The following is a 21,058-nucleotide window of genomic DNA, read 5'->3' as shown; positions in this document are numbered from 1 at the left end:
TGACCACGCCGTCAGCTGTGGTGCGGGGGCGCGCTCGGCGCTACCGTGCCGGGAAAGACTCCGACCCTCCAGATGAACGGGGATGGAACGATAAACCCCATGAGAGCCCGCGTACTCGTGGTCGACGACGACCCCGCCCTTGCCGAGATGCTCGGCATCGTGTTGCGCAGCGAGGGCTTCGTGCCGTCCTTCGTCGCCGACGGAGAACGGGCATTGGCCGCGTTCCGCGACAGCCGGCCCGACATCGTCCTGCTCGACCTGATGTTGCCGGGGATGAGCGGCATCGACGTGGCCCGGGCGATCCGCGCCGAGTCCGGGGTGCCGATCGTGATGCTGACCGCCAAGAGCGACACGGTCGACGTGGTGCTGGGGCTGGAGTCCGGCGCCGACGACTACGTGGTCAAGCCGTTCAAGCCCAAGGAGCTGGTGGCCCGGATGCGGGCCCGGCTGCGTCGCGGCGAGGACGTCGCGCCGGAGCTGCTCACCATCGGCCCGCCCGGCAACCAGATCACCATCGACGTGCCGGCGCACACGGTCAGCCGGGACGCCGAGGAGGTCAAGCTGACGCCGCTGGAGTTCGACCTGCTGGTCGCGCTCGCCCGCAAGCCCCGCCAGGTGTTCACCCGGGAGGTGCTGCTGGAGCAGGTGTGGGGCTACCGGCACGCCGCCGACACCCGGCTGGTCAACGTGCACGTGCAGCGGCTGCGGGCCAAGATCGAGCCGGATCCGGAGCGACCCGAAATCATCCTCACCGTCCGGGGCGTGGGCTACAAGGCGGGCACCGGATAACCTGGTCAGCACTGTGCTGACCGCCCCGCTGCCCGACCCGCCGACCGCCTCGCCCCGCCGGCTCCGTGCCGCGCGGGCGCTCTGGCGCGCGTTGGCCGGCCGGTCGACGCGGTTCGCCGCCGGCGTGCGCCAGGCCTGGCGGCGGTCGCTCCAGGTCCGCGTGGTCACCATCACACTTGTGGCGTCGAGTCTGCTGGTGGGCGGTTTCGCCTACCTGATCGCCGACAAGATCACCAACATCCTGCTGGAGAACGCCGAGACCGACGTACGGATGCGGCTGAGCAACGGCAGCGAGTACGCGGCGAAGCAGTTCAACCTCTACAGCCAGCCGCAGGAGGCCCAACTCCAGGACACCATCGACGGCACGGTCAACTACCTGGCCGGCGGGGACCCGGCGCAGACCAGCGGCGTGGTGGTGGCGATCACCGCCGACAACTTCGCCGAGTTCATCGAGCCCCGCGTCTCCCCGGACGTGCCGGTGCGCACGGTGATCGGCGACGAGCTGCGGGCCACCGTGGCGTCCGGCAAGGTGGCCCATCAGATCCGCACCGGCACGCTCGGCGGCGACCGCACGAAGTACCTGGTCTACGGCTCCCCGGTGCGCACCCGGTTCGGGCAGGTCGAGCTCTACTACCTCGTGCCCCTGGCCCGGCAGGACGCCACCGCGGCCGACGCCCGGGCCACCGTGGTCGCCACCGGCGTCGCGCTGGTGCTCCTGCTCGGCCTGCTGGCCGCGCTGGTGACCCGGCTGGTGGTGACGCCGGTCCGGGTGGCCGCGCGCACCGCCCAGCGGCTCTCCGCCGGCCTGCTCGACCAGCGCATGGTGGTCTCCGGTGAGGACGACCTGGCCCTGCTCGCCGCCTCGTTCAACCAGATGGCGACCAACCTGCAACGGCAGATCCTCCGGCTGGAGGAGATGTCCCGGCTGCAACGCCGGTTCACCTCGGACGTCTCGCACGAGCTGCGGACGCCGCTGACCACGGTCCGGATGGCGGCCGACCTGATCTTCGCGGAGCGGGACGAGTTCGATCCGGCGGTGGCGCGCAGCGCCGAGCTGCTCCAGGCCGAGCTGGACCGGTTCGAGGAGCTGCTCACCGACCTGTTGGAGATCAGCCGGTTCGACGCCGGTTTCGCCGTGCTGGACAGCGAGCCGACCGATCTGGTGCCGGTGGTGCACCGGGTGGTCGAGCGCCTGGCCGGGCTGGCCGAGCGGGTCGGGGTGACCATCGACCTGGATCTGCCGGACGCTCCGGTGATCGCCGAGGTGGACCCGCGCCGGGTCGAGCGGGTGCTGCGCAACCTGGTCGGCAACGCGGTCGAGCACGGCGAGGCCAAGCCGGTGCGGGTCACGCTGGGCGTCGACCAGAGCGCGGTGGCGATCACCGTGCGGGACCACGGCGTCGGGCTCAAGCCGGGGGAGGAGAAGTTGGTCTTCAACCGGTTCTGGCGGGCCGACCCGTCCCGGGCCCGGCAGACCGGCGGCACCGGCCTGGGCCTGTCGATCAGCGTGGAGGACGCCCGGTTGCACGGCGGCTGGCTGGAGGCGTGGGGAGCACCGGGGCAGGGCGCGCAGTTCCGGCTCACGCTGCCGGCGCGGGCCGGCGACCGACTGACCACCTCGCCGTTGCGGCTGGTGCCGGCCGACGCGGCCCTGCCGTTCGGCGGTCCCCGCGACGGTGGCCTGCTCGCCATCGGTCCGGGCAGCGGCGCCGGTGCGCTGGCCGTCGGCCCCGCCGACGACTCCGCGCGGATGGAGGTGGGGCCGTGAACGTGCCGCGGCGGCTGCTGGCCGTGCTGCTGGCCGGCGTCCTGCTGCCGGCCGGGTGCGGCATTCCGGCCCAGACGGACGTCCAGGTCGACGGTTCGGTGCCGGCCGGCGAGGCCGGCTCGCTCAACGGCCCGCCGGCCTCGCCGCCCGCGCCGACCGACAGCGACGAGCCGGTGCCGTTCATCGAGAACTACCTGAGCGCGGCCGCTGCCGGGGAGCGCGACCAGGCGTACACCCGGGCCCAGAAGTTCCTCGCCCCGGAGGCCCGGGAACTGCTGCCCGGCAAGCCGCAGACCAGCGAGGTCGAACTCACCGTGGTCCGGCTGCGGGCGAAGGAGAGCACCCCGCCGAACAACCAGGGCACCAGCCGGGTCACGATCAAGGTGCAGCAGGTCGGAGTGCTGCGGGCCGACGGCACCCTCGGCCCGCCGGGGGCCACCGAGACCGAGTACGTCTTCCAGTTGCGGCGGGCCGAGCCGGCCGGGACCGGGCTGCTGATCACCAGCCTGCCGAACGTGCTGCTGACCAGCGACACGGCGCTGCGCCAGTACTACCGCTCGCGCACCGTCTACTTCTGGAACTCCGACCTGACCCGGCTGGTGCCCGACCTGCGCTACCTGCCGTCGTCGGTGTCGGCGGAGCGGCGCGTCACCGAGGTGGTGAAGTGGCTGGCCGGTGGCCCGTCCGACTGGCTGGCGCCGGGTGTCACCGGGCTCCCGGACGGCACCCGCCCGATCAACAACGCCACCGGCGCGGACTCCCAGTGGGAGGTCAACCTGACCATGCCGGGCGCCAACGAGGGGCGGTTGGCCCGGCTCGGCACCCAGCTCGCCTGGTCGTTGCCGGAGTTGACCGGGCAGCTCGAGCTGAAGATCCAGAACCAGAAGCGGTTCAGCGTCGACCTGGAGCGGGAGCGCGACACCCATCTCGCGTACCCGAGGGGCGCGAATCCCACCCGGTTCAGCGTCTACGACGGGGTCCTCCATCCGCTCGCCATCGGCACCGAGCAGCGGGCCGTCGTCCCGTTGCCGGCCGCGGAGAACCGGAACGTGGTCTCGGCGACCCTCGCCCGCGCCGAGGACCAGGTGCTGGCCGCGCTGGTGGTGACCGGGGCGGACCGGCGGCTCCGGCTCAAGGTGGGCACCGGGCCGGAACCGGTGGCGGTGTTCAACACCAGCGACCCGAAGGCCGGGTTCCAGACGATGAGCCGGCCCACCTGGCTGCGCTCGCTGGCCACCGACCATCCGGCGGGTCTGGTGGCGGCCGACGGCAAGCTCTACCGGTTCGACGGGACGGCCACGCTGAGCCCCGTCCCGCTGAACGTCTCCGGAAGCGTCGTGGCGGTCGCCGCTTCCCTCGACGGCCACCGGATCGCGCTGGTCAGCGGCGGCGCGGTCTACGTGGCGCCGGTGAGCGTGGAGGGCGGCGTGGTCACCCTGGGCCAGCCCCGCCGGCTGCCCACGCTGCTCACCGGCGTGACGGCGGTCGACTGGATCGCGGAGGACCAACTGGTGATCGCCGGCAACGACCCGGACCGACGTTCGGCCATCCACCAGCTCAGCATCGACGGCGGCCTGGGCTCCACACTGAAGTCCGGGATCGGCGCCGCGGTGACCCAGTTGGCGGGATACCCGGGCGGCGGGGGAGGCGGGTTGCCCGCGCTCTCGTTCATGTTCGAGACCGCCGGCAGCGCCTGGCGGAACAACCCGTTCGACCTCGTCACGCCGGAGCAGGTGCTAGACCTGCCGGCGGGCGGCAAGACGGCCAACCCGACCGCACCGTTCTTCTTCTACTGAGATGCCGGTGCCGGACCTGGGCGGCCTCTGGTCGGACCTGACCGATCTGGTGCTGCCGACCGGGTGCGCCGGGTGCGCGGTCCGCTCCCCGGCGCTGCGGCAGGGCTTCTGCCCGCGCTGCGTGGCCGAGCTTCAGGCGCTGCGGCCCGCGTCGACCCGGCCCGATCCGGCCCCACCCGGCCTGCCGCCCTGCGTGGCCCTCGGCCCGTACGGCGGGGCGTTGCGTGAGGGGCTGCTGGCGTACAAGGAACGGGGCCGACACGGGTTGGCCCGGCCGTTGGGCGCGTTGCTGGCCGAGGTGGTGGCCGTGGCGGTGGGCCGGCCCGGCCCGGTGACGCTGGTGGCGGTGCCGGACACCACCCGCGCGGCCCGGGCCCGGTACGGCGACCACCTGGAGCGGCTGGCCCGGCCCGCCGCGGCCCGGCTGCGCGCGGCCGGCTGGCCGGTTCGCGTGCTGCGACCGCTGCGGGCGCTGCCCCGGCCGGACTCGGTGGTGCTGGACAGCGCCGGCCGGGCCGCGGCGGCGGAGGCGGCGTTCCGGTTGCGCCGGCCGGGGACGGCGGCGCCGGCCGGGACCGTGGTGCTGCTCGACGACATCGTCACCACCGGTGCCACGCTGGCGGCGGTGAGCCGGAAATTGCACCGCGCGGGAATGACGCCAAAGGTCGCGGCGGTGCTCGCCGCAACGCAAAAGCGGCGGCCTCGGTGACGCTTCGTGGTTCCGTTTCACCCCATGGTGTATGAGGTGTTAATTTTCGCGACCGCTCTCGACAACCGGGGGTGACTGGTGACCGAACAGGAGTTAGCGTTTCCGTGTCGGGGGTAGTGAGGATGCCAATCTTCCCCGGCACTGGAAGGAGGCGTAGCCGTACATCACCGGTCGACGCCGAGCGGGGCCGTCCCAGGCGCGTCGACCGGAAGATCCGGACCGAACGACCGTCCGAACAAGGGAGGTCACGTGGACATCGTGGTCAAGGGCCGTAACGTCGAAGTGCCGGACCATTACCGGGTGCACGTAGCCGAAAAACTCGCGAAGATCGAACGCTACGACCACAAACTCATTCGCGTGGATGTCGAGTTGTTCCACGAGCGCAATCCGCGCCAGGCCGACCACTGCCAGCGGGTGGAGATCACCTGCGTGTCGCGGGGCCCGGTGATCCGGGCCGAGGCCTGCACGAACGACTTCTACAGCGCGCTCGACGCCGCCATCGCCAAGCTGGACACCCGGTTCCGCCGCGCGGCCGACCGCCGCCGGGTGCACCGCGGGCGGCACGCGCCGCTCTCGGTGGCCGCCGCGACCGCCGGGCTGCCGGTGGCCGACCTCGACGGGCCCGGGTTGGCGTCGCTGAACGGGCACGCCACGGCCACCGCCGTGGCGGAACGCCCCGACACCGACGGCTACGCCGAACCCGACGACCAGCCGTGGCACATCGCCCGGGAGAAGGTCCACCCCGCCGAACCGATGACCGTCGACGACGCGCTGTTCCAGATGGAGCTGGTCGGCCACGACTTCTACCTGTTCCTGGACAAGGAGTCCGGCCGTCCGAGCGTGGTCTACCGTCGACGCGCGTACGACTACGGGATCATCTCGCTCGACACCTGACCCTCGGCCACGACCCGGAGCCCCCGCCCGCCGCGGGGGCTCCGCTCATTCCCCGTCCGACGCCAGCCGACCGAAGATCACCGTGTCGGTGCGGGTGCCGACCAGGCCGGGCAGCCGCCCCCGCAGCAGGCCCTCCCGCCGGAAGCCGGCCCGCTCCAGCACCCGCTGGGAGGCGACGTTCTCCGGTCGGGTGCCGGCCCAGAGGCGGGCCACCCCGACGCCGAAGGCCCAGCCGGCGACGAGCCGGACCGTCCCGCTGGCCAGGCCCCGGCCGCGGGCCTCGGGCAGCAGGCTGTAGCCCAGCATCGCCTGACCGGTGGCCGGCTCGTCGTACGCCAGCAGGCAACCGCCCACGGGCGTGCCGGTGGCCGCGTCGACGACGGCCAGGTCGGCGGCGTCGCCGGCCAGCCAGTGACTCGCCGCGAGCCGGCACCGGCGGGCGATCGACGCCCGCTCCGGCGGCATCGGCGGCACCCGGCTCGCCACCACCTCCGGCAGCGTGTGCAGCCGGTACATCATGTCCTCGTCCGCCGGTTCGACGCGGCGCAGCGTCACCACGCCGTCGGTGAGCCGGCCGCCGGGCAGGTCCGGCAGCAGCCGGGCGGTCGGCCCGGGCGGGTCGTCGGCCAGCCGCGCCCAGACGACCAGGTCGGGGCGGACGCCGTCGCGTGGCGTGCCGGCGCCCCGCCGCACGCCCTCACGCCGGTAGCCGCAGGTCAGCGCCGTTCGCTGACACGGCACGTTCTCCTGGTGGGTGAGCAGTTCCAGCCGGGCCGCGCCGGCGGCGAAGGCCCGCTCGGTCAGCAGCCGGGTGGCGGCGGTCGCCACGCCCCGGCCGCGCGCCGACGGCCCCACCCAGTAGCCGATCTCGTAGGTCGCCCGCTCGGCGCTGAGCCGGGTCAGGCCGATGCTGCCGAGCAGCCGGTCGGTGGCCGGGTCGGCGATCGTGTACGCGGCCCCGCCCGCCGCCCGGGCGGCCGGCGCCCCTTCGGTGATCCACCAGCGCGCGCTGTCCGCGTCGTACGGGTCGGGCAGCAGCGGGATGAACCGCCGGGTCTCCGGGTCGGCGCAGCCGGCCACCGTCCCGGGCACGTCCGCCGGGTCGCAGGGGCGCAGCCGGACCCCGTACCCCTCGATCGTCTCCGGGGTCACACCAGGTCCTGGGGCAGCAGGCCGCCGATCCACACGTCCTGCCGCTCGCCGCGGTGCTGGACCCCGCCGCGCAGCGTGCCCTCGACGGTGAATCCGGCCTTCTCGGCCGCCCGCCGGGACGCGGTGTTGCCCACGTTGGCCCGCCACTCGACCCGGGCCAGGCCGAGCGTGGTGAACCCCCAGGCGCAGAGCGCGGTGAGCGCGGCCGGCAGGTAGCCCCGCCCCCGGGCTTCCGGGGCGGTCATGAAGCCGACGTCGGCGACCAGCGGGTCGGTGGGCAGGATGCGCAGGTCGATCGAGGCGACGTAGTGGTCGTCCGGGTCGGCCACCGCGAACATCGCGGCGGTGCCCCGGGCCCAGGCCGGTCGCACCAGGTCCCGCAGGTAGCCCTCGGCGTCCTCCGGCCGGTAGGGGTGCGGCACCGTGGTCCAGCGCACCGTCTGCTCGTCCTGACAGGTGCGGGTGATGTCGGGGAGGTCGCGTTCCTCGAGCGGGCGCAGCCGCAGTTCGGTGCCGCCGGCGGTGGCGAACAGGACGGGCTGCGGCCGGCCGAAGACGGCCGCCCGGCGGGCCTGGAGCGTGGTCGGACCGTACGGGACCGGGTCGCCCGGCGCGGCCAGCCCGGCCGGGAGCAGCGAGCCGATCCACCCCTCCGGCCGGCCCCCGTCGGCCGGGTGGGCCAGCCGCAGCTCCCCCTCGACCCGGAATCCGGCCCGCAGCGCGACCAGCCGGGACGCGTGGTTGCCGATCTCGGCCTGCCAGGTCAGCCGGCGCAGGCCGAGCGCGTCGAACGCCCAGCGGGCGACCGCGCGGACGGCGCGGACCGCGACGCCCCGGCCCCGCGCCCAGGGCGCGGTCCAGTAGCCGATCTCGGCCGAGTCGAGCGCGCGGTCGACGGAGACCAGGCCGCACGAGGCGAGCAGCTCGCCGCTGTCGGCGTCGCAGACCGCGAACAGCGCGCCGGCACCCGTCGACCAGGCCGTCGCGGCGACCGTGGTCACGAACGCGAGGGCGTGTTCGGGCCGGTACGGGCGAGGTACGGTGGTCCAGCGCTGGATGTCCGGGTCCTGGCAGGCGCGGTGCACCGCTTCGGCGTCCGCCGCCCGCCAGGGGCGCAGCAACAGCCCGTCCTCGACGATCTCCACAGGCTCCATCCGAGCCATGGTGCCGGATCGTTCGCGGACGGCGTAACCCGATTAGCGGTTGCTGCCCGCGTGCCCGCGGCGTTATGTCGGGTTCCCGGGTTCGGACCGCCGCCACCAGTGACCATCGCCGCGTCGGAGCGCCTACGATGGTTCGAGACCGTCTAGGGGAGCGTTGATCCGTGTCGATTCTGGAAAAGGTCCTTCGCGCCGGCGAGGGCCGCATGGTGCGTCGGCTGAAGGCCATCGCGGCCGCCGTCAACTCGATCGAGGACGACTACGTCAACCTCGACGACGACGAGCTGCGCGGCATGACCGACCAGTTCAAGGAGCGGCTCGCCGACGGCGAGACCCTCGACGACCTGTTGCCCGAGGCGTTCGCGGTGTGCCGTGAGGCCGCCTCGCGGGTGCTCGGTCAGCGCCCCTACGACGTCCAGGTGATGGGCGGCGCGGCGCTGCACTTCGGCAACATCGCCGAGATGAAGACCGGTGAGGGCAAGACGCTGACCTCGGTCATGCCGGTCTACCTGAACGCGCTCGCCGGCAAGGGCGTGCACGTGATCACCGTGAACGACTACCTGGCCGAGCGCGACGCCGCGTGGATGGGCCGGGTGCACGAGTTCCTCGGGCTCACCGTCGGGGTGGTGCTGCCGAACCGGCCCTCCACCGAGCACCGCGCGGCCTACGAGTGCGACATCACCTACGGCACCAACAACGAGTTCGGCTTCGACTACCTGCGCGACAACATGGCCTGGTCGAAGGAGGAGCTGGTCCAGCGCGGCCACTTCTTCGCGGTGGTCGACGAGGTCGACTCGATCCTCATCGACGAGGCGCGCACCCCGCTGATCATCTCCGGGCCGGCCGAGCACTCCGCCCGGTGGTACCAGGAGTTCGCCGGGGTGGTGGCCCGGCTCCAGCCCGGCACCGACGGCGAGGGCGACTACGAGGTCGACCACGCCAAGCGCACCATCGCGGTCAGCGAGCGCGGGGTGGCCCGGGTGGAGGACCGGCTCGGCATCGACAACCTCTACGAGTCGGTCAACACGCCCCTGGTCGGCTACCTGAACAACGCCATCAAGGCCAAGGAGCTCTACAAGCGCGACAAGGACTACATCGTCAGCGACGGCGAGGTCCTGATCGTCGACGAGTTCACCGGCCGCATCCTGCACGGCCGCCGCTACAACGAGGGCATGCACCAGGCGATCGAGGCCAAGGAGGGGGTGGAGATCAAGCAGGAGAACCAGACCCTGGCCACCATCACCCTCCAGAACTACTTCCGCCTCTACGAGAAGCTGTCCGGCATGACCGGCACCGCGCAGACCGAGGCGGGCGAGTTCAACAAGGTCTACAAGGTCGGCGTCGTGACCATCCCGACGCACCGGCCGATGGTCCGGATGGACAAGCCCGACGTCATCTACAAGACCGAGAAGGCCAAGTTCAACGCCGTGGTGGAGGACATCGCCGAGCGGCACGAGCAGGGCCAGCCGGTGCTGGTCGGCACCGTCTCGGTGGAGAACTCCGAGATCCTGTCGCACATGCTGCGCCGCCGCGGCATCCCGCACTCGGTGTTGAACGCGAAGTTCCACGCCAAGGAGGCGGAGATCGTCGCCCAGGCCGGGCGCAAGGGCGCGGTGACGGTCGCCACCAACATGGCCGGTCGCGGCACCGACATCCTGCTCGGCGGCAACCCCGAGTTCCTCGCCGCCAACGACCTCCGCCAGCGCGGCCTCGACCCGGTCGAGCAGCCGGAGGAGTACGCCAAGGCGATGGAGGAGAGCCTCCCGACCTGGAAGCAGGCCTGCGACGCCGAGGCGGAGGAGGTCGCCGCCGCCGGTGGGCTCTACGTGCTGGGCACCGAGCGGCACGAGTCCCGCCGGATCGACAACCAGCTCCGGGGCCGGGCCGGCCGGCAGGGCGACCCGGGCGAGTCCCGGTTCTACCTGTCGCTCCAGGACGAGCTGATGAAGCGGTTCCGCGCGGGCGCGGTCGAGGCGGTGATGGACCGCTTCAACATCCCGGAGGACGTGCCCATCGAGTCGAAGATGGTCACCCGCCAGATCAAGAGCGCCCAGGCCCAGATCGAGGGCCAGAACGCCGAGATCCGCAAGAACGTCCTGAAGTACGACGAGGTGCTCAACAAGCAGCGCCAGGTGGTCTACGCCGAGCGCCTCCGGGTGCTCAACGGCGAGGACCTCTCCGACCAGGTCCGCAACATGATCGACGACACGGTCGGCGCGTACGTGGTGGGCGCCACCAGCGACGGCTACGCGGAGGACTGGGATCTCGACCAGCTCTGGTCCAGCCTGAAGCAGCTCTACCCGGTCGGCGTCACGGTCGACGAGCTGGAGGAGGAGGTGGGCTCCCGGGCCGGCCTCGACCAGGACTTCCTGCTCGCCCGCCTCAAGGAGGACGCGCACGCCGCGTACGACCGGCGCGAGGAGACCCTCGGCGAGGAGGCGGTCCGCCAGTTGGAGCGGATGGTCCTGCTCCAGGTGATCGACCGCAAGTGGCGCGAGCACCTCTACGAGATGGACTACCTCCAGGAGGGCATCAGCCTGCGGGCGTACGCCCAGCGTGACCCGGTCATCGAGTACCAGCGCGAGGGCTTCGACATGTTCGCCACCATGATGGACGGCATCAAGGAGGAGACGGTCGGCTTCCTCTACAACCTCGACGTTCAGGTCGAGGAGGCCGCGCCGGAGGCCGAGGAGGTGGAGCTGCTGGAGAAGCCGGTGGAGATCCGGGCCAAGGGTCTCAACCGCACGCCGCAGCAGCAGGGTCTGCAATACTCCGCGCCCGCCGTCGACGGCGAGGCCGGTCGCGGCGCCCCGGTGATCGAGCGGGTCGAGCAGCAGGCGCCGGCGCTGGGCATCGGCCAGCCCGCGCCGGAACGCCCGGCCGCCTCGACGCCGCGTCGGACCCCGGCCGGGGCGAGCGGTCAGGCGGCTGCCGCGAGCAGTGCCGCCCGGCGCTCCGCGTCCGCCCAGGTCGACGGCGGTGAGGGCCCGTCCCGGAACGCGCCCTGCCCGTGCGGCTCCGGCCGCAAGTACAAGCGCTGCCACGGCTCGCCCAACGGCGGCAACTGACCCCAGCACCAGCCCGACGGGCCCCGGCCATCGGCCGGGGCCCGTCGGCGTCCGGTGGGCCTGTCGGGGCTCCTGTGCGCGCTGGAGTGTGCGTGCGTCGACCTGCGAGCGGGGTCGTCAAGGCGTCCGCGATCTCGAGGCCCGGGCGTATCTCAGCGCGGTCAACTTGATGATCAACCGGCCGGGTGGAACCGGCCGGTTGATCAAGGAGTTCGCGTCGTCGCGGAGATCGACTCCGACACAAACTCCTTGATCAACCCCGAGGAAGGCGGGAGGGGGTGCCGGCCGCCCTTACCGCCGATCGACGAGGAGGGCGGGTCAGAGCACGTCCAGGACGAGGCAGAGCCAGTTGCCGCGGCGGTGTTCCAGGCGCACGGCGATGGCCCAACCGGTGCCGCCCATGCCGGCGAACACGGCAGTGGCCTCCACCGCGCCGGCCCGGGGTTCACAGACGCGCAGCCGGCGCAGGAGCAGGGCCGGCCGGGCGCTGCGGCGGCGGACCGGGGTGACCCGGCGGGCCGCCCGGGTCAGCTCGGCCGACACCTGGGCGGCGGCCTCGGGCAGGCAGAGCGGCCGGAGCTGCCCGGGCGGCCGGAAGCCGTTGACGATCTCCAGGAACATGCGGACGAACCGGTGCGCCGCCCGGGTCGCCTCGGGCGTGGCGGCGGCGATCCCGGAGGACGGCGGTTCGCCGGTGGGCCGCCCGGCGGCGATCCCGGCGGTGGACCAGCGCGGCCAGCCGGGAGCGCGGTCCGGGGCCCGGTTGGCAGGCCGGTCGGATTCCCGGCGACGCCTGTCGACCAGGTCGAGCGCGAGCTGGCCGACGTGGCTCCAGACGGCGTCCTCGTCGGTGCAGGGCGGGTCGAGCGGCGGGGCGGGGCGGAGACGGACCGGTGGACGCGGTGCCCGGGGACGGCGGGTGTCAACCATGTCAGCCCTCGAATCCTGCGTTTGCCTGCGTTTGCCTTCGATGACCCTCATCTTCAAGCATGAGAAGCGTACGCGTCAATGGCTCACGGTTCTCGGAAGGTCACTCCACGTCGCGCTCGCCCAGCGGGTTGCCACGTACCCACTCGGCGGTCTCGGCGTACTTGCGCTCGATGTACTCCTCCAGGCGCGCCCGTTCGACCCGCCACTGGCCCCGGCCGCCGATCTTGATCGCGGGCAGCTCGCCGCTCCGGACCATGTGGTAGACCTGCGAGTCCGAGACGTTCAGCTCGGCGGCGACGTCGGAGAGCAGCAGGAACCTCGACTCCACGATGACTCCCGGGGTTGGCTTCGTTTGCCTCAGTTTGCCACCAGCGAGCGACACCGTTCACGCCCGCTTCGGCGGACACACCGGTGGGACGCTTCTCCCCGGCGGGTGCCGGGTGTATGACGGTGTCGGCGTACGGCATGATCGGCGCCCGGAGCCGGCGTCCGCCGGCGAGCGGCGGAGAGTGCGGGGAGAGTGCGGTGACCGACGAGCTTGTCCGGGTGTACCTGCCGGCGACCGTCCCGATGCTGGCCCGGCTGCGGGACGAGGGCCTGGCCGCCGAGGTGGCACACGCGGTCACCCCGGAGCTGCGCGAGTGGTACGCCGAGGGCGACGAGGAGGAGCTGGAGTACGTCGCCTTCACCCGGGCCGCCCAGGACGCGTTGCTCCTGCTGCGGGCCGATCCCGGCGCTCCGCGGCGGCGGGTGGTGGTCTCGGCCGACCTGCCGGCCCGCGCGGTCGACCGGGTCGCCGGCGAGCTGGGCTCCAGCGTGGTCCGGCCGGCCGGACCGGTGCCGGTGAAGTCCGTCGCCGCGATCCACGTGGACGGCGCGGACGCGGCCGGGGACGTGGCCGCCGCCGCCGACGTGGCGGCGCAGGCGCAGGCCGGTGACCCCGACGCCCAGTTCACCGTCGACGGCGTCGAGGACCACGAGCTGGAGTGGTACGACGTCACGGAGCTGGACCTGCTGCTGCGCGACGCCGGCTGAGGGCCGCCGGACGGCTCAGGCCGCCGGCTCGTCCTCCTCGTCGTCGACGGCGCGCGGCCCGAGCGTGCGCCCGAAGACGATGAGCGTGGTGAGCGCGCCCACGAAGAGCACCCAGATCGCGTTGTCCACCCGGGAGGTGCCGAGCGCGGTCTGCGCCACCTGGTCGGCCTCGCTGAGCGCGGCGGCCAGGTCGAGCAGCCCGCGCCCGCCGATCCGGATGATCACCTCGGTGAGCAGCAGGAGCAGCCCGGCGCCGGCGCCGGCCACCAGGTACGCCGGCCAGCGCAGCGACGACGCCCCGCCGTCCCGGCCTTCCGCGCGCCGGCGCGACCAGGCGAGGTAGAGGTACGCCACCAGGCCGGCGATCAGCCCGGCGAGCAGCGACTCCGTCCGGGACACCCACTTGGCGGCGTCCAGCACCGACTGCTGCGTCTCCCCGGCGCCGTACAGGTCGGAGAGCGGGTCCCGGGCGCGGCTGAACAGCACCACGAAGATCTGCGCGGCGAGCGTGGCCGCGGCGAGACCGGCCACCACCCGCGCCTGGCGCGCGCCGGCCAGCGCCCCGCCGATGATCGCGGCGGCGGCCGTGGTGCCGGCGATGGTGTTGGTGGTGGCGTTGTCGGCGTACGTGAGGTTGATGCCCACCGCGGTGGCGAGCCCGACCAGCAGGCCGGCGCCGACGGTGGCCAGGAAGCGCAGCGAGGCGCGGTCCAGCCGGTTCGTGGCGGCCAGCGCGACGGTGGCGCCGGTGACCAGCGCCGCGGTGATCACGCCGGGGAGCGCGTACGCGGAGAGGCTGATCGCGGTGACCCCGGCCGCGGTCGAGGTGATCGCCTCCCGGGTGGACCAGAGCATGGCCACCAGCCAGGCGAGCGACAGCACGGCCAGCGGCAGCGCGCCCGGCGCGTACCCCGGCCGGCCGGCGGCGGTGCCGACCTGGCCGGCGACGGGCGGCGCGTCGGCCTCGGGCCGGTCCGGTTCCGCGGCCGTGGAGCTGCCGGGCTGGTTGCTCATCGTCTCCCTTTCGACGGCTGCCGGATCGCCCCGCGCGGGCCGGGCAGGTCACCGGCCATCCAGCGTACGCGTCCCGCGACGCCGCTCCGGCGGGCCCGCCGCGGTGGCCGACCGCCGGCGGTGACGGCCGGGCCGCCCCCGTTCGGCCCGACGTGGGCTCTGACGAATCTTCGACCAGAAGCTCTCTATTCTGACGTTTCGTCGGGTGGGAGCCACTCCTGCCGATGGTCCGGAGAGGGCGGGTGCGTCCGATCTCCCGGCCCGCACCCGGGGAGCCCGGGCCGACGGGAACGTCGCGTGAAAGAATCGGCGCAGGTCCCGCCGCCGCGACCGGTCCGCCGCGTGGTGTCCGGCACCCGGCCGCCCGGCCGGTGCCCGCGGGTCCGGTTTCGCCATCGCCGTCGAGATCGCACAGGAGCCTGTGATGGACGCCGTGTTCTCCGTCCCCGAGCCGCGCAACGAGCCGGTCCACACCTACGAGCCCGGCAGCGCCGACCGGGAGCGGCTCCAGCGGCGGCTGGCCGAGCTGGCCGCCGAGCGGATCGAGCTGCCGATGACCATCGCCGGCGAGCAGCGGATGGCCGGCGGCGAGTCGATCGACGTGGTCCAGCCGCACAAGCACGCGCACGTGCTGGGCGTCACCGGGCACGCCACCCACGACGACGCCCGCGCTGCCGTCAAGGCGGCCAAGGACGCCGCCCCGATGTGGCGGGCACTGCCGTTCGAGGAGCGGGCCGCGATCTTCCTGCGCGCCGCCGACCTGCTGGCCGGCCCCTGGCGGGACACGCTCAACGCGGCCACCATGCTGGGCCAGTCCAAGACCGCCGTCCAGGCCGAGATCGACGCCGCCTGCGAGCTGATCGACTTCCTCCGGTTCAACGTCCACTTCGCCCGCCGGCTCCTGGCCGAGCAGCCGATGTCCTCGCCGGGCGTGTGGAACCGCTTCGACCACCGGCCGCTGGAGGGCTTCGTCTACGCGGTCACGCCGTTCAACTTCACCGCCATCGCCGGCAACCTGCCGTCCGCGCCGGCCATGCTCGGCAACACCGTGGTCTGGAAGCCGGGCCCGACCCAGCAGTTCGCCGCGCACTTCACCATGCGGCTGTTCGAGGCGGCCGGCCTGCCGCCCGGTGTGATCAACATGGTCACCGGGCGCGGCGAGGAGGTCTCCGACGTGGTGCTCGCCGACCCCGACCTGGCCGGCATCCACTTCACCGGCTCCACCAAGGTCTTCCAGCAGCTCTGGCGCACGGTCGGCGAGAACATCGCCCGCTACCGGGGTTACCCGCGACTGGTCGGCGAGACCGGCGGCAAGGACTTCGTGGTGGCGCACACCAGCGCCGACGTGGACGCGCTGCACACCGCGCTGCTTCGGGGCGCCTACGAGTACCAGGGCCAGAAGTGCTCGGCCGCCTCGCGGGCGTACGTGCCGCGCTCGCTCTGGGAGGGCGGGCTGCGGGACCGGCTCGCCGCCTCCGCGGACGCGCTGACGTACGGCGACGTGACCGACTTCAGCAACTTCGGCGGCGCGGTCATCGACGACCGGGCGTTCGGCCGGCACACCGCCGCGCTGGAGCTGATCAAGGGCGACGACAGCTGCCGCGTGCTGGCCGGCGGCACCGCCGACGACTCGGTCGGATACTTCGTCCGGCCCACGCTCTTCGAGTGCTCGGACGCCGCGCACGAGACGTTCACCACCGAGTACTTCGGGCCGATCCTGGGCGTGCACGTCTTCGACGACGCCCGGTTCGACGACGTGGTCGCCCAGGCCGAGTCGATCGCGCCGTACGCGCTGACCGGGTCGATCTTCGCGACCGACCGCCGGGTGGTCGACCAGGTGGCGGAGAAGATGCGGTACGCGGCCGGCAACTTCTACATCAACGACAAGCCGACCGGCGCGGTGGTCGGGCAGCAGCCGTTCGGCGGCGCGCGGGCCAGCGGCACCAACGACAAGGCGGGCTCCTGGCACAACCTGGTCCGCTGGACGTCACCCCGGACGATCAAGGAGACGTTCGTCCCGCCGACCGACCACACCTACCCGCACATGGGCTGAGGTGTAAGGAGGGGCCCCTTCCTAACAGACGTCTGTTAGGAAGGGGCCCCTCCTTACTGTCGTCGGTCGACGGTGCACTCTGGACCGCCTACGAGTGGCGAAAACGGCAAATCCTGGACGCCAGAGCCGACAAAGTGGCAGCTTAGAGGGCATGGCGGAATCCGGAGTCAACCCGACGGCGGCGGCCCTGCTCGGCCTGCTGCACGACGGCCCGATGACTGGCGGCCAGTTGATGGCCGCCGCCGAGCGCCGGCTGGCGCCGTACTGGTCGATGACCCGTAGCCAGGTCTACCGGGAGCTGCCGGTGCTGGCCGAGAAGGGTCTGGTGCGGCTCGGCAAGCCCGGGCCGCGGATGAGCCAGCCGTACGCGCTCACGGCGGCCGGGAAACGGACATTCTCCCGCTGGCTCGCGGAGAATCCCGGCAAGGACACCATCCGCAACCCGGTGGCGCTGCGGATCGCGTTCGGCAACCTGCACTCGGCGAGCCAGCTCAAGAACCTGTACGCCTCGGCCAACGAGTACCACACCGAGGCGCTGGCGGCGGTGCGCGAGCAGGTCAAGAACGCGAAGAAGGAGGGCGACGGCTACGATGCCAGCGCGCTGGAGTTCGCGGTCGCCTACCATCGGGCGGCGCTGTCCTGGCTGAAGACCGCGCCGGCCGGCTGACCACCTGCGGCGAACGCGCTGGACTAGGCAGTACTGTTGTCTGTCGTGACCGCTGCCGATTATGCCGAACAGCTCAAGGAACTCGACGCCACGCTGCGCAACATCGAGGCCGTGCTCGACCTCGACAAGCTGCGCGAGCAGAAGGCCCGCCTGGAGCAGGAGGCCTCCGCGCCCGACCTGTGGGACGACCAGGCCAAGGCGCAGGCGGTGACGTCGCAGCTGTCGTACGTCAACGGCGAGATCACCAAGCTGGGGGACCTGCGCTCCCGGCTCGACGACGCCGGCGTGCTGCTGGAGTTGGCCCAGGCGGAGTCCGACCCGGCCGCGCTGACCGAGGTCGAGTCGGAGATCACCGGGCTGACCAAGGCCATCCAGGAGATGGAGGTCCGCACGCTGCTCTCCGGCGAGTACGACTCCCGGGAGGCGCTGGTCGCCATCCGGGCCGGGGCCGGTGGCGTGGACGCCGCGGACTTCGCCGAGATGCTGCTGCGGATGTACCTGCGCTGGGCGGAGCGCCACGGCTACCCGACCGAGGTCTACGAGACGTCCTACGCCGAGGAGGCGGGCCTGAAGTCGGCCACCTTCACGGTGAAGGTGCCCTACGCCTTCGGCACGCTCAGCGTGGAGTCCGGCACCCACCGGCTGGTGCGGATCAGCCCGTTCGACAACCAGGGCCGCCGGCAGACCAGCTTCGCCGGCGTCGAGGTGCTGCCCGTGGTGGAGCAGACCGACCACATCGACATCCCCGAGAACGAGATGCGGATCGACGTCTACCGGTCCTCCGGGCCGGGCGGGCAGAGCGTCAACACCACCGACTCGGCGGTCCGGATCACCCACATCCCGACCGGAATCGTGGTCACCTGCCAGAACGAGAAGTCCCAGCTCCAGAACAAGGCGTCCGCGCTGCGGGTGCTCCAGGCCCGGCTGCTGGAGCGCAAGCGGCAGGAGGAGCAGGCCAAGATGGCCGGTCTGAAGACCGACGCCGCAGGCTCCTGGGGCGACCAGATGCGGTCGTACGTCCTGCACCCGTATCAGATGGTGAAGGATCTGCGTACCGAGCAGGAGACGGGCAATCCGTCCGCGGTCTTCGACGGCGAACTGGACAGCTTCATCGAAGCGGGTATCCGCTGGCGGAAGCAGCAGCAGCTCACTGCTGACAGTGCGTGATCACACTCGGACGCAGCGCGTCATCGATCTCGGTCTGACCCGGTAAATCGATGACGCGCGCCGCATCTGAGGGGCGTGGGGCTTGGCTCTGCGGTTACACCGCGTAGACTACCGACCCGTGATTCAGCTTGAGCAAGTGACGAAGACGTACCCGAAGGCGTCCCGGCCTTCGCTCGACAACGTGTCCGTCTCGATCGAGAAGGGCGAGTTCGTCTTCTTCATCGGTCCATCCGGCTCCGGCAAGTCCACCATCATCAAGTTGCTGCTGCACGAGGTCACGCCCAACAAGGGTCGCGTCGTCGTCAACGGCAAGGACGTCACGTCGATGCGTTCCTGGAAGCGACCCCACTTCCGGCGTTCCATCGGCTGCGTCTTCCAGGACTTCCGGCTGCTGCCGAACCGCACCGCGTACGAGAACGTGGCGTTCGCGCTGGAGGTGATCGGCAAGACGAAGGCGGTCGCCCGTCGGGTCGTACCGGAGGTGCTGGAGCTGGTGGGTCTCGGTGGAAAGGAGCACCGCTACCCGCACGAGCTCTCCGGTGGTGAGCAGCAGCGTGTGGCGGTGGCCCGGGCGTTCGTGAACCGGCCGCTGATCCTGCTGGCGGACGAGCCGACCGGAAACCTGGACCCGGACACCTCGATCGAGATCATGCGCCTGCTGGACCGGATCAACCGCACCGGCACGACCGTCGTGATGGTCACGCACGACTCCAACATCGTGAACCAGATGCGGCGCCGGGTGATCGAGATCGAGAGCGGCCGCATCGTGCGCGACCAGGCCCGCGGCGTCTACGGCTGAGCCGACAAGGCAGCCCGAAGACCCCGACGACGAACACCTCACGCCGGAGAGCCGGAGGAATATCCCGATGCGGATGAAGTACGTCCTGTCCGAGGTACTGGTCGGACTGTGGCGCAACGTCACCATGACGGTCGCCATGATCATCACCATGGCGGTGTCGCTGTTCATGCTGGGCGGCAGCGGCCTTCTGTACCAGAAGGTCGGCGACATGAAGGATCTCTACTACGAGAACGTCCAGGTGTCGATCTTCCTGAAGACCGACGTCCAGGAGCAGCAGCGGACCGACCTGGAGACCAAGCTCAAGGCCGACCCGCTGGTCAAGGACGTCACGTACGTCAACAAGGACGAGGCGTACAAGCGCTTCCAGCAGATGTACGCGGACGCGCCGGACCTGGTGAACGCGGTCAAGGCGGACCAGCTGCCCGAGTCGTTCCGGATCACGCTGAACGACCCGCAGCAGTACAAGCAGATCTACGACCAGTACAAGGCCGCCGAGGGCATCGACACCATCGTCGACCAGTCCAAGCTGCTCGACAAGGTCTTCGGCGTGCTCACCGGCATCCAGAACGGCGCGTTGGCGCTGGCCATCGTGATGGCCGCCGCCGCCCTGCTGCTGGTCGCGAACACCATCCAGGTGGCCGCCTACAGCAAGCGCCGTGAGGTCGCGGTCATGAAGCTGGTCGGCGCCTCCAACTGGTTCATCCAGGCGCCGTTCGTGCTGGAGGCGGTGGTGGCCGGCCTGATCGGCTCCATCCTCGGTCTGCTCGCGCTGATCGGCGTGAAGACACTCGCGGCCGGCAGCTCGATGGCGGCGCTGGAGGGCCTGATCACTCCGATCTCCTGGTCCGAGATCTTCCTGACCTTCCCGCTGATGGCCGCCGTCGGTGGCCTGGTCAGCGCCATCACCGCCTGGGTCACGCTCCGCTTCTACCTGCGGGTCTAGTTACCCGTACGGCTCTGGCCAAGAGCCCTCCCGTGCCGGAATAAACGGCGCGGGAGGGCTCTTGTGGTTCCGGTAGCATGATCTTCGCTCGTCGGCCGCCGGCCGGGGAGCCGGCGGAAAGGGGGTGGCGCCGATGCCACGGGAAAAGGGTCGCAAGGTGGTCGCCTCCAACAAGAAGGCGCGGCACGACTACGCCATCCTCGACACGTACGAGGCGGGCATGGCGTTGACCGGCACCGAGGTGAAGTCGCTGCGGGCCGGTCGGGCGTCGCTGGTCGACGCGTTCGCCCAGGAGCGCGACGGCGAGCTGTACCTGCACGGCATGCACATCCCGGAGTACACGCAGGGCACCTGGACCAACCACGAGCCCCGGCGGACCCGCAAGCTGCTGCTCAACCGGTTGGAGATCGACCGGCTGATCGGCAAGACCCGTGAGGGCGGCCTCACCATGGTCCCGTTGCAGGTCTACTTCTCGGACGGCTGGGCCAAGGTCGAGATCGCCCTGGCCAAGGGCAAGAAGTCGTACGACAAGCGGCAGGATCTGGCCAAGCGGGACGCCGACCGGGAGATCCAGCGGGTGGCGGGCCGGCGCGGCAAGGGCATGGACGATTGATTTGTCACGTTCGTCCGGTTCGGCGCGTCCGACGCGGGGCTCGGGATGAAACCCGTTGCGGGAGGCGTTAGGCTTGTCAGTGCCACCACGTGGGTGGCCTGTCGAGGGGGTGACTGGTTTCGACTTCGTACGCAGCGACAGGGGAAGCGAGCCGAGGAAGCCGACGTCGTCTCGAGAATCGGTCGTCGGAAACCAATAAGCGCCAAGAACAATCGCGCTGACTTCGCTCTCGCCGCCTGAGGCGAGTAGCAAGTCTGTCGGCCTGGGAGCGCCTTCGACCCAGTTAGCCGGCATCAGCTAGAAGGCTGGCCAATCGGACCCGGTCGCGGGGTCCGTGCGGCGAGATTAATCAGCGACTGGGCCCGTCACACCAACTTGCTCGCGTGAGCGGTGGGGCCGAGTAGAGGCACAGCGAGCTGCGCTCGGAGAAGCCCTGACAAACCGGCGAAGGACCCGGGTTCGATTCCCGGCACCTCCACCACCTTGACCTGTGCGCCCCGG

General features: G+C 71.7%; 18 protein-coding genes and 1 other RNA gene. 14 read left to right on the top strand and 5 right to left on the bottom strand.

What is annotated here, in order from left to right; genetic code table 11:
* Positions 1 to 99 precede the first annotated feature (99 nt).
* The 5 genes from mtrA (at position 100) to hpf (ending at position 5,956) form a co-directional block, all read left to right on the top strand.
* Positions 100 to 789 (top strand): MtrAB system response regulator MtrA, encoded by a 690-nt coding sequence (gene mtrA / locus TPA0908_RS30970; RefSeq protein ID WP_091060316.1) that lies wholly within the window; start codon positions 100 to 102, stop codon positions 787 to 789.
* A gap of 13 nt (positions 790 to 802) precedes the next feature.
* Entirely contained in the window at positions 803 to 2,557 is a 1,755-nt protein-coding gene (gene mtrB, locus TPA0908_RS30965) for an MtrAB system histidine kinase MtrB (protein WP_281943979.1), read from the top strand.
* Positions 2,554 to 4,353, top strand: a complete 1,800-nt coding sequence (locus tag TPA0908_RS30960; RefSeq protein WP_281943977.1) for an LpqB family beta-propeller domain-containing protein — start codon at positions 2,554 to 2,556, stop codon at positions 4,351 to 4,353. Before mtrB ends, TPA0908_RS30960 begins: the two co-directional genes overlap by 4 nt.
* A gap of 1 nt (position 4,354) precedes the next feature.
* On the top strand, positions 4,355 to 5,062 hold the full coding sequence (locus tag TPA0908_RS30955) for a ComF family protein (protein ID WP_374709281.1): 708 nt from the start codon (positions 4,355 to 4,357) through the stop codon (positions 5,060 to 5,062).
* 249 nt (positions 5,063 to 5,311) lie between these two features.
* Positions 5,312 to 5,956, top strand: a complete 645-nt coding sequence (gene hpf / locus TPA0908_RS30950) for a ribosome hibernation-promoting factor, HPF/YfiA family (RefSeq protein ID WP_281943975.1) — start codon at positions 5,312 to 5,314, stop codon at positions 5,954 to 5,956.
* A 45-nt stretch (positions 5,957 to 6,001) separates the two neighbouring features.
* Here the strand turns inward: hpf and TPA0908_RS30945 are convergent, their stop codons facing one another.
* Both TPA0908_RS30945 and TPA0908_RS30940 read right to left on the bottom strand, forming a co-directional pair.
* Positions 6,002 to 7,108, bottom strand: a complete 1,107-nt coding sequence (locus tag TPA0908_RS30945; protein ID WP_281943974.1) for a GNAT family N-acetyltransferase — start codon at positions 7,106 to 7,108, stop codon at positions 6,002 to 6,004.
* Positions 7,105 to 8,262 carry a GNAT family N-acetyltransferase gene (locus TPA0908_RS30940; RefSeq protein WP_281943973.1) on the bottom strand — a complete coding sequence of 386 codons (1,158 nt, stop codon included), beginning with the start codon at positions 8,260 to 8,262 and terminating at the stop codon, positions 7,105 to 7,107. Before TPA0908_RS30940 ends, TPA0908_RS30945 begins: the two co-directional genes overlap by 4 nt.
* A gap of 170 nt (positions 8,263 to 8,432) precedes the next feature.
* Here TPA0908_RS30940 and secA point away from each other — a divergent pair, with 170 nt between their 5' ends.
* Entirely contained in the window at positions 8,433 to 11,336 is a 2,904-nt protein-coding gene (gene secA, locus TPA0908_RS30935; RefSeq protein WP_281943972.1) for a preprotein translocase subunit SecA, read from the top strand.
* A gap of 318 nt (positions 11,337 to 11,654) precedes the next feature.
* Here the strand turns inward: secA and TPA0908_RS30930 are convergent, their stop codons facing one another.
* Both TPA0908_RS30930 and TPA0908_RS30925 read right to left on the bottom strand, forming a co-directional pair.
* On the bottom strand, positions 11,655 to 12,266 hold the full coding sequence (locus tag TPA0908_RS30930) for an Rv3235 family protein (protein WP_281943971.1): 612 nt from the start codon (positions 12,264 to 12,266) through the stop codon (positions 11,655 to 11,657).
* 100 nt (positions 12,267 to 12,366) lie between these two features.
* The gene (locus TPA0908_RS30925) at positions 12,367 to 12,597 is read right to left on the bottom strand and encodes a helix-turn-helix domain-containing protein (protein WP_281944189.1); all 231 of its coding nucleotides are present in this window, start codon (positions 12,595 to 12,597) and stop codon (positions 12,367 to 12,369) included.
* Between the two features lie 194 nt (positions 12,598 to 12,791).
* Between TPA0908_RS30925 and TPA0908_RS30920 the strand changes: the two genes are divergently transcribed.
* On the top strand, positions 12,792 to 13,301 hold the full coding sequence (locus TPA0908_RS30920; protein WP_281943969.1) for a DUF6912 family protein: 510 nt from the start codon (positions 12,792 to 12,794) through the stop codon (positions 13,299 to 13,301).
* 15 nt (positions 13,302 to 13,316) lie between these two features.
* Here the strand turns inward: TPA0908_RS30920 and TPA0908_RS30915 are convergent, their stop codons facing one another.
* On the bottom strand, positions 13,317 to 14,315 hold the full coding sequence (locus tag TPA0908_RS30915; RefSeq protein ID WP_281943967.1) for a hypothetical protein: 999 nt from the start codon (positions 14,313 to 14,315) through the stop codon (positions 13,317 to 13,319).
* A gap of 424 nt (positions 14,316 to 14,739) precedes the next feature.
* Here TPA0908_RS30915 and pruA point away from each other — a divergent pair, with 424 nt between their 5' ends.
* From pruA to ssrA, 7 genes are all read left to right on the top strand, one after another.
* Positions 14,740 to 16,368 (top strand): L-glutamate gamma-semialdehyde dehydrogenase, encoded by a 1,629-nt coding sequence (pruA, locus tag TPA0908_RS30910; protein WP_281943966.1) that lies wholly within the window; start codon positions 14,740 to 14,742, stop codon positions 16,366 to 16,368.
* 151 nt (positions 16,369 to 16,519) lie between these two features.
* Positions 16,520 to 17,035: a PadR family transcriptional regulator gene (locus TPA0908_RS30905; protein WP_107157710.1), complete on the top strand. Its 516-nt coding sequence runs from the start codon at positions 16,520 to 16,522 to the stop codon at positions 17,033 to 17,035.
* A gap of 45 nt (positions 17,036 to 17,080) precedes the next feature.
* On the top strand, positions 17,081 to 18,202 hold the full coding sequence (gene prfB, locus TPA0908_RS30900; RefSeq protein WP_107157709.1) for a peptide chain release factor 2: 1,122 nt from the start codon (positions 17,081 to 17,083) through the stop codon (positions 18,200 to 18,202).
* A gap of 118 nt (positions 18,203 to 18,320) precedes the next feature.
* A complete protein-coding gene (gene ftsE / locus TPA0908_RS30895) occupies positions 18,321 to 19,001 on the top strand; it encodes a cell division ATP-binding protein FtsE (protein WP_013284225.1) in 681 nt (226 codons plus the stop codon).
* Between the two features lie 67 nt (positions 19,002 to 19,068).
* Complete coding sequence (gene ftsX / locus TPA0908_RS30890) at positions 19,069 to 19,944, top strand: permease-like cell division protein FtsX (protein WP_281943960.1); 876 nt, start codon at positions 19,069 to 19,071, stop codon at positions 19,942 to 19,944.
* Between the two features lie 133 nt (positions 19,945 to 20,077).
* Entirely contained in the window at positions 20,078 to 20,557 is a 480-nt protein-coding gene (smpB, locus tag TPA0908_RS30885; protein ID WP_281943959.1) for an SsrA-binding protein SmpB, read from the top strand.
* A 105-nt stretch (positions 20,558 to 20,662) separates the two neighbouring features.
* Positions 20,663 to 21,038, top strand: a transfer-messenger RNA (tmRNA) gene (gene ssrA, locus TPA0908_RS30880).
* Positions 21,039 to 21,058: the final 20 nt, after the last annotated feature.

The sequence above is a fragment of the Micromonospora sp. AKA38 genome, assembly GCF_027925725.1.
Classification (GTDB): Bacteria; Actinomycetota; Actinomycetes; order Mycobacteriales; family Micromonosporaceae; genus Micromonospora.
Note: the sequence above shows the minus strand (reverse complement) of the source record. Positions and strands in the feature narration are given on the sequence as shown.

What these genes read in the sequence shown, in the direction of transcription:
- ftsX (WP_281943960.1), top strand. Translation starts at nt 19,069, where the DNA reads ATGCGGATGAAGTACGTCCTGTCCGAGGTACTGGTCGGACTGTGGCGC.
- TPA0908_RS30940 (WP_281943973.1), bottom strand. Translation starts at nt 8,262, where the DNA reads ATGGAGCCTGTGGAGATCGTCGAGGACGGGCTGTTGCTGCGCCCCTGG.
- smpB (WP_281943959.1), top strand. Translation starts at nt 20,078, where the DNA reads ATGCCACGGGAAAAGGGTCGCAAGGTGGTCGCCTCCAACAAGAAGGCG.
- TPA0908_RS30905 (WP_107157710.1), top strand. Translation starts at nt 16,520, where the DNA reads ATGGCGGAATCCGGAGTCAACCCGACGGCGGCGGCCCTGCTCGGCCTG.
- mtrA (WP_091060316.1), top strand. Translation starts at nt 100, where the DNA reads ATGAGAGCCCGCGTACTCGTGGTCGACGACGACCCCGCCCTTGCCGAG.
- TPA0908_RS30955 (WP_374709281.1), top strand. Translation starts at nt 4,355, where the DNA reads ATGCCGGTGCCGGACCTGGGCGGCCTCTGGTCGGACCTGACCGATCTG.
- TPA0908_RS30930 (WP_281943971.1), bottom strand. Translation starts at nt 12,266, where the DNA reads ATGGTTGACACCCGCCGTCCCCGGGCACCGCGTCCACCGGTCCGTCTC.
- TPA0908_RS30915 (WP_281943967.1), bottom strand. Translation starts at nt 14,315, where the DNA reads ATGAGCAACCAGCCCGGCAGCTCCACGGCCGCGGAACCGGACCGGCCC.
- pruA (WP_281943966.1), top strand. Translation starts at nt 14,740, where the DNA reads ATGGACGCCGTGTTCTCCGTCCCCGAGCCGCGCAACGAGCCGGTCCAC.